Origin of the sequence: Colwellia sp. RSH04, from assembly GCF_003545765.1 — a bacterium.
In the GTDB taxonomy this organism is placed as follows: Bacteria; Pseudomonadota; Gammaproteobacteria; order Enterobacterales; family Alteromonadaceae; genus Colwellia.
Map to the genome: position 1 here is coordinate 151,081 of NZ_QXIO01000002.1, position 12,652 is coordinate 163,732.

A 12,652-nucleotide genomic window follows, 5' to 3' on the forward strand; every position below is an offset into this window, starting at 1 on the left:
GTGGAGCAGTTAACATTAAATCCAATTGATAAAATCAATGGTGAAGTTTTTTTACCCGGTTCTAAAAGTTTATCTAATCGCGCTTTACTCATTGCAGCTTTAGCAAACGGTGTAACCAAAATAACTAATTTATTAGTGAGTGATGATATTAACCATATGTTAAATGCATTACGCACTTTAGGTATCGATTATACGTTAAGTGATTGCGGTACAGAGTGTACTGTTGTAGGTAACAATGGTTTTTTTAGCACAAATAAACCATTAGAGTTGTATTTAGGTAATGCAGGTACTGCAATGCGCCCTTTATGTGCAGCACTTGCTGCGAGTGAAGGAGAATATGTTTTAACCGGCGAACCCAGAATGAAAGAACGTCCCATAGGGCACTTGGTTGATGCGTTAGCTCAACTTAATGGGGATATAGAGTATATTGAAAATAAAGATTACCCGCCGGTAAAAATACATGGCAAAGCTTTATCAGGTAATACCATTAGCATTGACGGCTCTATATCTAGCCAATTTCTAACGGCAATACTCATGATCACGCCATTACTAGCAAATGATACTCAAATTGTAATTGAGGGTGATTTAGTCTCAAAGCCTTATATAGATATCACATTAGATATCATGTCTCGTTTTAATGTAACTGTTCAAAATAATGACTATAAGTCTTTCTCGGTATCAGGTAACCAGTCATACCAAGCTGTTGAAAAGTATATGGTTGAAGGTGACGCGTCTTCAGCATCATATTTTCTTGCAGCGGGTGCGATTAAAGGTGGTGAAATTACCGTACACGGTATCGGTAAATTAAGTGTTCAAGGTGATAAACATTTTGCTGATGTACTTGAAAAAATGGGTGCAGAAGTTCGCTGGGAAGATGAGTCAATCACTGTTATTGGCAAACCACTTATTGCTGTTGATATGGATATGAACCACATACCTGATGCAGCAATGACTATTGCGACCACCGCATTATTTGCCAAAGGCACTACGAGTATTCGAAATATCTATAATTGGCGTGTTAAAGAAACAGATCGATTAAATGCAATGGCAACAGAATTACGAAAGGTTGGTGCTGAAGTTATCGAAGGTGAGGATTTTATTTCAATTACACCACCAAGTGTTTTCACACATGCTGAAATTGATACTTATAACGATCATCGTGTTGCTATGTGTTTTTCTTTAGTGGCCTTAAGTGATACCCCTGTGACAATAAATGATCCTAAGTGTACAGCTAAAACATTTCCTGATTATTTTGATAAACTGTCGCAAATTTCTGTTTAATTATCGCAGAGAGTAATATTTTTGGCGATTTTACAAGACAAATCCCGTATAATCTCGCCGATTTTTGATGTTAGGAGATATGTGTATGCAGGAAAGCATTCCAGTTATTACTATAGATGGACCTAGTGGTGCAGGTAAAGGAACAGTCGCTAGAATAGTTGCAGACCAATTAGGTTGGCATTTATTAGACAGTGGAGCGATTTATCGTGTTCTTGCCGTTGCACTGCAACATCACAACGTAAGTTTAGAAGAAGAAGAGCCGCTTATTCCTTTGGCAGCACATCTTGATGTGCAGTTTGAAATTAACAGTCAAGGTGAAGCGAAAGTTATTTTAGAAGGCGAAAATGTTACTGACTCTATACGTACAGAAGAGGTAGGTGCATTAGCTTCTCAGGTAGCAGCTTTTCCAAGAGTAAGAGAAGCGCTATTAAGAAGACAACGTGCTTTTAGTGTTTCTCCAGGGCTTGTTGCAGATGGTCGTGACATGGGAACTGTCGTTTTCCCTAAAGCACCTGTTAAGGTTTTCTTAACTGCTAGCGCAGAAGAAAGAGCTCAGAGAAGATTTAATCAGTTGAAAGAGAAGGGCTTTAATGTTAAAATCGGGCGCCTTTTGGATGACATACGTCAAAGAGATGAGCGAGATCAGAACCGCAAGGTGGCTCCGCTTATTCCAGCTGAGGGTGCGTTAACCCTTGATTCTACTGACCTTTCCATACAAGAAGTGGTCAATAAAGTCCTTTCGTTTGCGAATGAAAAGTTAACACAATTACAATACTCTTCTTAATGTGTAATTAGCTAAAAACTAGCTATAATTAACATATTTAAGAATAACTTTAGGCCTACTGTAAGGATGCACTGGGCTATTTTAACAACCCCATGATACAAGAACGTAGATTGGATTAATAACTGAGTTTATATACAAGTTATGACTGAAAATTTTGCACAACTTTTTGAAGAAAGTTTAAAAGAAATCGAAACTCGTCCGGGTTCAATTATCCGTGGTACTATCGTTCAAGTTAACAAAGACAATGTAATTGTTGATGCTGGCTTAAAATCTGAGAGTGTTATCTCAATTGATCAATTCAAAAACACTGCTGGTGAAGTAGAAGTAAGTGTTGGTGATGAAATTGATGTTGCATTAGATGCAACTGATGATGGTTTCGGTGAAACAATTCTTTCTCGCGAGAAAGCAAAACGCCACGAAGCATGGCAAGTGCTTGAAAAAGCATACGAAGAAAAAGAAACTGTTATCGGTGTTATCAACGGTAAAGTTAAAGGTGGTTTCACAGTTGAAGTTAGCAATATCCGTGCTTTCTTACCTGGTTCATTAGTAGATGTACGTCCAGTACGTGACACTGCTCACCTTGAAGGTAAAGATTTAGAATTCAAAGTTATTAAGCTTGATCAAAAGCGTAATAACGTAGTTGTTTCACGTCGTGCAGTTATCGAAGCTGAAGGTAGCGCAGAACGTGATGAATTACTTGAGTCATTAGCTGAAGGTCAAGAAGTTAAGGGTATCGTGAAAAACCTTACTGACTACGGTGCATTCGTAGATCTTGGCGGTATTGACGGTTTATTACATATCACAGATATGGCTTGGAAGCGTGTTAAGCACCCAAGTGAAATCGTAAACGTTGGCGATGAAATCCAAGTTAAAGTACTTAAATTCGACCGTGAGCGCACTCGTGTTTCTCTAGGTATGAAACAGTTAGGCGAAGATCCATGGGTAGCAATTGCTAACCGTTACCCAGAAGGTTCTAAACTTTCTGGTCGCGTAACTAACTTAACTGATTACGGTTGTTTCGTTGAAATCCAAGAAGGCGTTGAAGGTTTAGTTCACGTATCTGAAATGGATTGGACTAATAAAAACATCCATCCATCTAAAGTTGTTAACTTAGGTGATACTGTTGAAGTACTTGTATTAGAAATTGACGAAGAACGTCGTCGTATTTCTTTAGGTCTTAAACAATGTATTGCTAACCCTTGGGAAGAGTTTGCTAAGAACTTCAACAAAGGTGATAAAGTTTCAGGTAAGATCAAGTCAATTACTGACTTCGGTATCTTTATCGGCTTAGACGGTGGTATTGACGGTTTAGTTCACTTATCTGATATATCTTGGAACGGCGGTGATGAAGCTGTTCGTGATTATAAGAAAGGTGATGAAATCACAGCAATCGTATTACAAGTTGATCCTGAGCGTGAGCGTATTTCTCTTGGTGTTAAACAAGCAGAAGACGACCCGTTCAATATGTATCTGACAGATAAGAAAAAAGGTGCTATTGTTACAGGTAAGGTTGCTGAAGTAGATGCTAAAGGTGCTAAGATTGAATTAGCAGAAAGCGTTGAAGGTTACCTTCGTGTTGCTGATATCTCTGTTGAGCGTGTTGAAGATGCTTCTACAGTACTTTCTGTTGGTGATAGCGTTGAAGCTAAGTTTATGGGTGTGGATCGTAAGAACCGTACTATTAGCTTATCAATCAAAGCTAAAGACCAAGCAGATGAGCGTGAAGCTATGGATAACTTAAACCAAAATGAAGAAACTGGTTTAAGTGCGATGGCAGCAGCGTTTAAAAACGCACAAAACTAATTTATTTTAGTTTACTTTGTAACGTTACACATAGGTGTAACTCGCGAGTAGAGTATATTAATTACTCTACTTTTACTTTACCACCTCATGGCGCAACGCTAGCTTTGACGCGGTGCTTAGTGAATACTGGAGGGTCAAATGACCAAGTCAGAACTCATTGAAAAATTAGCAGAAAAATTTAATCATGTTCCTGCTAAGGATGTTGAAAAGTCTATAAAAGAAATCTTAGAGTTGATGGCGCAATCTTTGTCAAAAGGTGAGCGTATTGAGATTCGTGGTTTTGGAAGTTTTTCATTGCATTACCGTGCACCTCGTGTAGGGAGAAATCCTAAAACAGGTGAGTCTGTTGAATTAAGTGGAAAATATGTTCCACATTTTAAGCCAGGTAAAGAATTGCGAGAAAGAGTTAATCTTTCAGTAGCATAAATTGCAAAGTGAACTAAGAAGTTAGATAATAAACGGCATACATTAAAGTATGCCGTTTTTTTTATATTTTTTAAGGCAAAACATAGTGCGTTTATATTTCACCTTATTTTTACTGTTACTCTTTATTTCTATAGCGTTTGTATTTGGTAGTCAAAATAACCAAATTATCACCTTGAATTACCTTATTGCACGCAGTGATATTACCGTTGCTGAAGCGGTAAGTATATTCTCAGCTTTAGGTTTTATTATCGGTATTCTTGTGACAATAGTTTGGCGCTTAATACGAAAAGGTAAAAAAGCTTTATCTAGTCCCCAGCAATAACTTTGGTTGATAACGTTTAAATGATTGAGCTTCTATTTCTTCTATTACCTGTTGCTATGGCTTATGGCTGGTTTATGGGTCGTAACAGTGTTAAACAAAATCAGCAAACAGAAAAACAAGATCTTTCGATCAAGTATTCTACCGGTTTGAATTACCTTCTTTCAAATCAACAAGATAAAGCTATTGATTCTCTTTTAGATGCATTAAAAGTTGAAGATGACAGTGTTGAAGCCCATTTTGCTATGGCGAATTTATTTAGAAAGCGGGGTGAACTTGATCGTGCTTTAAAAGTACATGAACACTTAGTTAGATTAGGTGGGTTACCAACTAAAGCTAAGCAACAAGCTGTATTTGAATTAGGCAAAGACTTTCTCAGTGCTGGTTTATATGACAGAGCTGAAAAAATGTTTAGCAAGTTACTTAAATCCAAAACATATGGGTTAAAGTCGATTAGTTACTTATTGCAAATTTTTCAATCAACTAAAGATTGGCAACAAGGTCTATCTCATAAAAAACAAATTATTAAAGTTAATGATAAAAGGCAACTACATACGTTAGCTAATTTTTATTGTGAATTAGCAACAACAGCGTTTGAACAAGATAAATTCATTGATGTTATTGAACTTCTTGAAGAAGCTTTGGCTTTAGACCCTAATTCTTGTCGTGCTAATTGGCTAATGGCTAAGATTTATGAAAATCATGAACAATGTGAGCAAGCTGCTCAATGTTATCAGGAGATTTATGAACAGGATAAAGAATTTTTTCCTGATGTTATAGCACAAATGCAAGCCTGTTATACTAGATTGGATGATCTTGAAAGTTTTTATAAATTTATTAAGAAAGTTTATGATGAAACCGCCAGTTCAAGCGCATTAATTACATATCTAAATTATATTCAAGAAAAACATGGCCATAAAAAAGCTAAAGAATTCATATTAACCGCGTTAAAGCGTCGACCAACAATACGTGGATTTCAACATTTCATTAAAATGCAGATGAGTCAATCTGATAATGTTGACAATACCAGTTTAGATTTGATCAAAGAATTAATAAGTGAATATATAAGTATAAAGCACAGGTATAGTTGTAGAACTTGTGGTTTCAATAGTTCTACGCATTATTGGTCTTGCCCTTCTTGCCATGAATGGGAACAACTGAAACCAGTTAGGGGCCTAGAAGGGGAATAATAAACCTTTCCTTTATTGTAAAGCTCAAGAGCAGCTTCGAATGTACACACTGACTATCGTCGGCTACGTGCAATCTCTTTGTTCTAGAGTTATATCATGTTGAAACGAATCATTATTAGTTTGATAAATTGTTTTATTTAGCAGATGACGCTTACAATTTTAAATTAATAAGTAATAAAAAGTTAATGTCATTCCCGAACCTTCCATGTTTCATTCCTTGTAATGAACTGTCGGGAATCTATAGTTTAAAAGCAGGAAATATCATGTTAGATCCAAAAGTAGTTGTCGCATTAGATTTTGATAAAAAAAGTGATGCTTTATCCTTTGTCGATAAAATTGAACCTAGTGATGCGAGGTTAAAAGTCGGCAAAGAAATGTTCACTTACTACGGGCCTGAATTTGTTAAACTGTTAACAAATAAAGGTTTTGATGTATTTCTTGACCTTAAATTTCATGATATTCCCAACACGGTTGCTAAGGCCGTTACCGCAGCTGCAGATCTAGGTGTGTGGATGGTAAATGTTCATGCAAGTGGTGGTGAGCAAATGATGGTAAAATCTCGTGAAGCTTTAAGTCAATTTGGTAATGACGCTCCATTATTAATTGCTGTAACAGTGTTAACAAGTATGGGACAAGAAGACCTTCTAGGATTAGGTATTACTAAAACACCTGCAGAGCAAGTGATGTCGTTAGCCAAGTTAACACAAAAAAGTGGCTTAGATGGTGTGGTATGTTCAGCATGGGAAGCTAATCTATTAAAAGAAAATCTTGGTAAGGAGTTTAAGTTAATTACACCGGGTATTAGACCAGCGGGTGCGAGTAGCGATGATCAAAAAAGAATTATGACACCGCAAGAAGCTATTGATGTCGGTGTTGATTATTTAGTTATAGGCAGACCTATTACCAAAGCCAGTGACCCTCAATCCGTATTACAACAAATTAACCTTTCTTTAAATACTTAATTAGTAATAAAAAGGGTCAAGCACTTTTGCTTAACCCTTTTCTCAAATACTTAGATTCAATATACTCTATTCTTTATAATTGCTTACATAAGCAACTAAGTCTAAAACTTTATTTGAATAGCCAATTTCATTGTCATACCAAGCAACTATTTTAACGAATGTATCCGTTAAAGAAATGCCCGCTTTTGCATCGAATACTGATGTACAGGTTTCACCAATAAAGTCATTTGAAACGACAGCATCTTCAGTATATCCAAGTACACCATTTAGCTCACCTTCTGCGGCGGCAGACATTGCTTGGCAGATTTCATTATAACTTGCTGGTTTTTTCAGGTTAACAGTTAAATCTACTACAGATACATCAGGGGTAGGTACTCTAAATGCCATTCCGGTAAGTTTACCGTTTAACGAAGGAATAACTTTGCCTACTGCTTTCGCCGCACCTGTTGAAGAAGGTATTATGTTTTGACCTGCTCCACGGCCACCACGCCAATCTTTTGCTGAAGGGCTATCGACTGTTTTTTGGGTAGCTGTTGTTGCATGTACGGTTGTCATTAAACCGTCTTGAATACCCCAGTTATCATTTAAAACTTTCGCAACAGGCGCTAGACAATTTGTTGTGCATGAAGCATTTGAAACAATGTCTTGGCCATCATATTTATCTAAGTTTACACCACATACAAACATTGGCGTATCATCTTTTGAAGGAGCTGAAAGTACAACTTGCTTTGCTCCAGCATCAATATGTTTACGTGCTGTTTCATCAGTTAAGAATAGGCCTGTAGATTCCACAACAACATCTACATCAATTTCATTCCATTTTAAGTTTGATGGATCTCTTTCTGCGGTTACGCGAACAACGTTGCCATTTACAATTAACTGCCCGTCCACAACGTCAACAGTTCCGTTAAAACGGCCATGAGTTGAATCATATTTCAACATGTAAGCCATATAGTCTATATCTATAAGATCATTAATGCCCACAACTTCAATATCGTCACGCTCAACTGCTGCTCTAAATACAAAACGACCTATACGGCCAAAACCATTAATACCAACTTTAATCATGTGAATAACCTCTAAAATTCGTTATGTAGTAAAATTACACCATTTAAGAAAAAAAACAAGATAAAGTGCTATTATTTGACATAAATTTACATTGTCACATCATTTTTGTGTAAATTTACTAAAATCATAGCTGTTAATTGAATATTTTAGCCAATTTGTACGAATATTTTATAATTGCATGTTAGAATATTAGAAAAATAATAAATTGTGAATAACACTCTCGATTTCATAAAGGAAAAATTTATGACACAAGATAAACTTTTGTGTGACATTGGCTTCATTGGTTTAGGCGTAATGGGTAAAAATCTTGTATTAAACTTAGCAGATAATGGCTATAACATTGCTGCCTTTGATTTAAGCGATGAAAAAGTTCAAGCAGTAATTGCGCAAGACAAACAAGAAAATAATACGACAACCCCTCGAGTCTATGGATGTTCATCATACACTGAATTATTATCTCAACTGAAAGCCCCTCATCTTATTGTACTAAGTGTTCCAGCAGGAGCGCCTGTAGATCAAGTCTGTGAAAATTTAATTGGTGCTGGTATTCAACCTGACGATATCATTATTGATACAGGTAATAGTTTATGGGTAGATACCGTAGCAAGAGAAAAAAAATACAAGAACAACTTTTTATTATTTTCTTCTGCAGTATCTGGTGGTGAAGTTGGAGCAAGATTTGGTCCATCATTAATGCCTAGCGGAGCACCATATGCTTGGGCAAGGGTTAAGCCTATTTGGGAAGCCATTTCCGCAAAAGTTGATGCCGTCACAGGTAAGCCTATTGAGCGAAATCAACCTGGCCAAACTGTTGATACGGGTGAACCTTGTGCTGCTTATATAGGGCCAGCAGGTGCAGGGCATTATGTTAAAATGGTACATAATGGTATTGAATATGCTGACATGCAAATTATATGTGAAGCATATCATGTTCTTAGAATAGGTCTTGGTTTGTCATGTGATGAAATAGCAGACATTTTCGAGCACTGGAATAATGGCTTGTTAGATAGCTATTTAATGGAAATATCAGTGGAAGTATTGAGGCAAAAATCATCTGATACTAATACGGCATTGGTTGATTTGATTCTTGATAAGGCAGGGCAAAAGGGTACTGGCTTGTGGACTGCTATGAGTAGTTTAGAAGTAGGTTGTCCAGCTCCAACTATTGCACAAGCAGTGTATGCTCGCTCAATATCATCTTTTAAAGAATTAAGAGAACAAGCGAGCAAAGATTTATCAGGTCCAACTGTTGTATCAGTCTCAAAAGAAGAATCTCAAGCAATTATTGAGCAACTCCATGATGCGATTTATTGCGCTAAGATATGTGCTTATGCACAAGGCTTTCAGTTAATGAAGTTAGCGGAAAAAGAGCATGGTTGGACGCTTGATTTCGCTAGTATTGCTAAAATTTGGCGAGCAGGATGTATTATTCGTGCTGTTTTTTTACAGTCAATTACAGAAGCTTTTACAAGAAACGAAAATCTAGATAATTTATTATTAGATAAATTCTTTGCTGAACAACTTAGTGAGCGTCATGTGAATTGGCGTAAGTCTATTTGTTTTGCCACAATGAATGGAATACCTACAGGTGCACTTTCTTCAGCTTTGGCCTATTATGACTCTATGCGAGCTGCAGTTTTGCCTGCTAACCTTTTACAAGGGCAGCGCGACTTTTTTGGAGCGCATACCTTTGAAAGAGTAGATAAACCTGCTGGAAAAAAATACCATGTGGAATGGTCCTCAGATGAACGTAAAACAATATTAATAGATGATTAACTTTTAAAGTGACAGACGATATCTATAAAAATAAGCTAAGCGATGATGCCTATAAGGTATGTCGCTTAGCTGCCACCGAACAACCTTTCTCTGGTGAATACTATAATCACTGGGAGAAAGGCGAGTATGCTTGTGTTTGCTGTGGACAAGTTTTATTTGATAGTTCAGCTAAGTTTAATTCAGGTTGTGGTTGGCCAAGTTTTTTTCAAGCTGTGGAAGGTGCTATAGAGTATATCAAAGATACATCTCATAACATGGTCAGAACAGAAGTAAGATGTAAGCACTGCCAATCTCACTTAGGTCATGTCTTTGATGATGGTCCACAACCCACCTATAAACGTTATTGTATTAACTCTTTAAGTCTTCAGTTTTCTAATAATAAATAACGTTTAATTCTTATCATAATGAATAAACGGCATTCTTCTTTCTTCTTTGCTTAAGGCGTGTTGACCTATACCATAGTTTGATTTAAGGCAATTAGGCTAAAAATAATTCTGTAACCTGTAGAGAAATATTTCACGCTGCATTACAATACGCACCAAATCTAACTATCCGCTATTATTTACTACTAATTTAATTAAGATTATTCAATTAAATAATAGTTTGTGTTCAATTGACTGAAATAAAAGGTTCAAATAATGACTTCTCATCTTGAGGAAAAGTATCAAGCAAGCTGGCAAGAGCGTCAAACATTTGCAGAAAACATGCAACCTATCATAGGGCAACTTTTTAGAAATAAAGGTATTGAGATATCTGTTTATGGTCGTCCATTATTAAACGCTTCTCCTATCGATATCATTAAGGCTCATAAATCGGTGGCTTTGCATGAAGAAAACAAGTTGCGTTTAAGAGAAAGCTTTCCTTTTGTTGAAGCATTGAACTCAATGACTTTAGCTCCAGCAAGAATTGATATTGGTAAATTAGCATACGGTTACTTATACCAAGGTCAAGCAAATGATTTATCAATTGAACAATATTTAGAAAAACAACTCACCGCTATTTCTCGTGAAAACATTGATCAAGAAAGCCAAAACGTTGTTTTATATGGTTTTGGTCGTATTGGCCGCTTACTTGCCAGGTTGTTAATTGAACAAACAGGACCTAACGCCAAACTTAATTTACGTGCGATCGTTTTACGTCCAAGTAAAGGTGATGATGATTTAGAAAAACGTGCTAGTTTATTACGTCGTGACTCTGTACATGGTGCTTTCAATGGCAGTATTACAACAGACAGTGAGAATAATGTTATTAAAGCAAATGGTGCTTTTATAAAAGTTATTTATGCTAAGTCACCTTCAGAAGTGGATTACACTTCTTACGGTATTAACGATGCTTTAGTTGTAGATAATACCGGTATATGGTCTGATGAAGACGGCTTAGGTCAACATCTTCAATCTAAAGGTGTAGCAAAAGTATTACTAACAGCACCAGCTAAAGGCGATATCAAAAACATCGTTTACGGTGTAAACCAAGATATGATTTTACCTGAAGATAAAATTGTTTCTGCTGCAAGTTGTACTACTAATGCCATTACGCCTGTTTTAAAAGCCATTAACGATAAGTTTGGTATTAAAAATGGTCATGTTGAAACGGTTCACTCGTATACCAATGATCAAAACTTAATTGACAACTATCATAAAGCACCTCGACGTGGACGTAGTGCACCATTAAACATGGTAATAAGTACTACAGGTGCTGCTAAAGCTGTTTCTAAAGCACTTCCTGAATTAAAAGGGTTACTAACAGGTAATGCAATTCGAGTTCCAACGCCAAATGTTTCAATGGCTATAATGAATTTAAACTTGAAGGCTGAAACAGATAAAACTGCGCTAAATGATTACTTACGTCAAATTTCTTTAGATTCAGATTTACAAAACCAAGTAGATTACACTGCGTCTACAGAAATTGTATCTACTGATCTTGTTGGCTCACGTTATGCTGGTGTTGTAGATTCTCAAGCAACTATTGTCGATGGCGACCGTGCTGTATTATACGTTTGGTATGATAATGAGTTTGGTTATAGCTGTCAGGTTGTTCGTGTTATGTTAGAAATGGCTGGTATTACAGTACCTACATTGCCACTTAAATAACGCTTAATTAGTGATTTCTAAAAAACCTGTACATTACGTGCAGGTTTTTTTTTGAAATAAGCTAAAGTTATCATAATAACCGCCGATATATATTTGAATACTTAAATAGGAGTTTTTTATGTCAATTGTTTTAGGTTCACCTTCATCCGTTCAAACGAATACAGATACTGGTTTTGCATTAAAAACTGCGACGCTTGCCAAAGACCAACAAGAGCTTGAAGGTCAAATGGCAATCAAACTTATCCAAACTGCAGATTTAAGTAATGTACCTGCACCTTCAGGAAGTAGTGGTAGCCAAGTAAATATAAAAGTTTAACCTGACTATACGGTTATATACAACGTGCAGGCTTTGGTAAACCTGCATATTTTGTTGCTTGTTTTGCAGGTCCTTCTGGGAACAATTTATATAAATAACGACTATTCGCTTTTTCTTCTCCAAACTCTGCTTTCATCGCTTTTGTTAATGCTCTGATTGCAGGTGATGTTTTATAAGTAAGATAAAACGCTCTGACAAAATTAATCACTTCCCAGTGTGCCTGTGTTAACTCAATACCATCTAGTTCTGCAATATATGTTCCTAAGTCTTCGCTCCACACTTGATGATCTTCAAGGTAGCCATGCTTGTCAGTTGTAATGGTTTCGCCTTTAAAGCTTAATGTTATTGCCATGTGATCACATTTTCTGTTTCAAAAGTTAAACTAACTAAATCACTCATACTTATCCTCTCAATATCTTTTGGTACATACTGTCCACGAGCTGCAGCATGGTGTTTAATGACTTTTATGTGTTTAACACTAATAATCTCTTTAATGTCTGCCAACAGGTCGTGATTTAGGTTATAGCAGCCATCGTCTATCAATATTAATATATCTAATGATGTTAAAACCTGACAACATTGTAATAACTCTTGGCTATTAAATGCTGACTTTCTTACTAAGTGTAATGTTGCCATA

At 36.4% G+C, this 12,652-nt stretch carries 14 protein-coding genes; 11 read left to right on the forward strand and 3 right to left on the reverse strand.

Annotated features, from left to right (window positions below; genetic code table 11):
• The 7 genes from aroA to pyrF all read left to right on the forward strand — a co-directional run bounded on the left by aroA (window position 1) and on the right by pyrF (window position 6,765).
• The gene (gene aroA / locus D1094_RS04190; protein WP_118958849.1) at window positions 1-1,281 is read left to right on the forward strand and encodes a 3-phosphoshikimate 1-carboxyvinyltransferase; all 1,281 of its coding nucleotides are present in this window, start codon (window positions 1-3) and stop codon (window positions 1,279-1,281) included.
• Window positions 1,282-1,366: 85 nt separating this feature from the next.
• A complete protein-coding gene (cmk, locus tag D1094_RS04195) occupies window positions 1,367-2,065 on the forward strand; it encodes a (d)CMP kinase (protein WP_118958850.1) in 699 nt (232 codons plus the stop codon).
• Window positions 2,066-2,206: 141 nt separating this feature from the next.
• Window positions 2,207-3,868, forward strand: a complete 1,662-nt coding sequence (gene rpsA, locus D1094_RS04200; RefSeq protein ID WP_118958851.1) for a 30S ribosomal protein S1 — start codon at window positions 2,207-2,209, stop codon at window positions 3,866-3,868.
• Window positions 3,869-4,006: 138 nt separating this feature from the next.
• The gene (gene ihfB / locus D1094_RS04205) at window positions 4,007-4,294 is read left to right on the forward strand and encodes an integration host factor subunit beta (protein WP_118958852.1); all 288 of its coding nucleotides are present in this window, start codon (window positions 4,007-4,009) and stop codon (window positions 4,292-4,294) included.
• 85 nt (window positions 4,295-4,379) lie between these two features.
• Window positions 4,380-4,616, forward strand: coding sequence for a lipopolysaccharide assembly protein LapA domain-containing protein (locus tag D1094_RS04210; protein ID WP_259337815.1), 237 nt, complete (start codon window positions 4,380-4,382; stop codon window positions 4,614-4,616).
• 20 nt (window positions 4,617-4,636) lie between these two features.
• Window positions 4,637-5,803, forward strand: a complete 1,167-nt coding sequence (gene lapB / locus D1094_RS04215) for a lipopolysaccharide assembly protein LapB (RefSeq protein WP_118958854.1) — start codon at window positions 4,637-4,639, stop codon at window positions 5,801-5,803.
• Window positions 5,804-6,066: 263 nt separating this feature from the next.
• Complete coding sequence (gene pyrF, locus D1094_RS04220) at window positions 6,067-6,765, forward strand: orotidine-5'-phosphate decarboxylase (protein WP_118958855.1); 699 nt, start codon at window positions 6,067-6,069, stop codon at window positions 6,763-6,765.
• A gap of 66 nt (window positions 6,766-6,831) precedes the next feature.
• Here the strand turns inward: pyrF and gap are convergent, their stop codons facing one another.
• Complete coding sequence (gene gap / locus D1094_RS04225) at window positions 6,832-7,833, reverse strand: type I glyceraldehyde-3-phosphate dehydrogenase (protein ID WP_118958856.1); 1,002 nt, start codon at window positions 7,831-7,833, stop codon at window positions 6,832-6,834.
• 243 nt (window positions 7,834-8,076) lie between these two features.
• Here gap and gndA point away from each other — a divergent pair, with 243 nt between their 5' ends.
• The 4 genes from gndA to D1094_RS04245 all read left to right on the forward strand — a co-directional run bounded on the left by gndA (window position 8,077) and on the right by D1094_RS04245 (window position 12,015).
• Window positions 8,077-9,609: an NADP-dependent phosphogluconate dehydrogenase gene (gene gndA, locus D1094_RS04230; protein ID WP_118958857.1), complete on the forward strand. Its 1,533-nt coding sequence runs from the start codon at window positions 8,077-8,079 to the stop codon at window positions 9,607-9,609.
• Between the two features lie 8 nt (window positions 9,610-9,617).
• Window positions 9,618-9,995 (forward strand): peptide-methionine (R)-S-oxide reductase MsrB, encoded by a 378-nt coding sequence (msrB, locus tag D1094_RS04235; protein WP_118958858.1) that lies wholly within the window; start codon window positions 9,618-9,620, stop codon window positions 9,993-9,995.
• A 252-nt stretch (window positions 9,996-10,247) separates the two neighbouring features.
• Entirely contained in the window at window positions 10,248-11,699 is a 1,452-nt protein-coding gene (locus D1094_RS04240; RefSeq protein ID WP_118958859.1) for a glyceraldehyde-3-phosphate dehydrogenase, read from the forward strand.
• Between the two features lie 118 nt (window positions 11,700-11,817).
• Window positions 11,818-12,015 (forward strand): hypothetical protein, encoded by a 198-nt coding sequence (locus tag D1094_RS04245; RefSeq protein ID WP_118958860.1) that lies wholly within the window; start codon window positions 11,818-11,820, stop codon window positions 12,013-12,015.
• A gap of 13 nt (window positions 12,016-12,028) precedes the next feature.
• Here the strand turns inward: D1094_RS04245 and D1094_RS04250 are convergent, their stop codons facing one another.
• Window positions 12,029-12,367: a TusE/DsrC/DsvC family sulfur relay protein gene (locus tag D1094_RS04250; protein WP_118958861.1), complete on the reverse strand. Its 339-nt coding sequence runs from the start codon at window positions 12,365-12,367 to the stop codon at window positions 12,029-12,031.
• Window positions 12,358-12,651 carry a sulfurtransferase complex subunit TusB gene (tusB, locus tag D1094_RS04255; protein ID WP_118958862.1) on the reverse strand — a complete coding sequence of 98 codons (294 nt, stop codon included), beginning with the start codon at window positions 12,649-12,651 and terminating at the stop codon, window positions 12,358-12,360. Before tusB ends, D1094_RS04250 begins: the two co-directional genes overlap by 10 nt.
• Window position 12,652 lies beyond the last annotated feature (1 nt).

Bases quoted from the DNA above. Each gene is read 5' to 3' on its own strand.
- cmk (WP_118958850.1), top strand. From the start codon at position 1,367: ATGCAGGAAAGCATTCCAGTTATTACTATAGATGGACCTAGTGGTGCA.
- rpsA (WP_118958851.1), top strand. From the start codon at position 2,207: ATGACTGAAAATTTTGCACAACTTTTTGAAGAAAGTTTAAAAGAAATC.
- ihfB (WP_118958852.1), top strand. From the start codon at position 4,007: ATGACCAAGTCAGAACTCATTGAAAAATTAGCAGAAAAATTTAATCAT.
- lapB (WP_118958854.1), top strand. From the start codon at position 4,637: ATGATTGAGCTTCTATTTCTTCTATTACCTGTTGCTATGGCTTATGGC.
- pyrF (WP_118958855.1), top strand. From the start codon at position 6,067: ATGTTAGATCCAAAAGTAGTTGTCGCATTAGATTTTGATAAAAAAAGT.
- gap (WP_118958856.1), bottom strand. From the start codon at position 7,833: ATGATTAAAGTTGGTATTAATGGTTTTGGCCGTATAGGTCGTTTTGTA.
- gndA (WP_118958857.1), top strand. From the start codon at position 8,077: ATGACACAAGATAAACTTTTGTGTGACATTGGCTTCATTGGTTTAGGC.
- D1094_RS04240 (WP_118958859.1), top strand. From the start codon at position 10,248: ATGACTTCTCATCTTGAGGAAAAGTATCAAGCAAGCTGGCAAGAGCGT.
- D1094_RS04245 (WP_118958860.1), top strand. From the start codon at position 11,818: ATGTCAATTGTTTTAGGTTCACCTTCATCCGTTCAAACGAATACAGAT.
- D1094_RS04250 (WP_118958861.1), bottom strand. From the start codon at position 12,367: ATGGCAATAACATTAAGCTTTAAAGGCGAAACCATTACAACTGACAAG.
- tusB (WP_118958862.1), bottom strand. From the start codon at position 12,651: ATGGCAACATTACACTTAGTAAGAAAGTCAGCATTTAATAGCCAAGAG.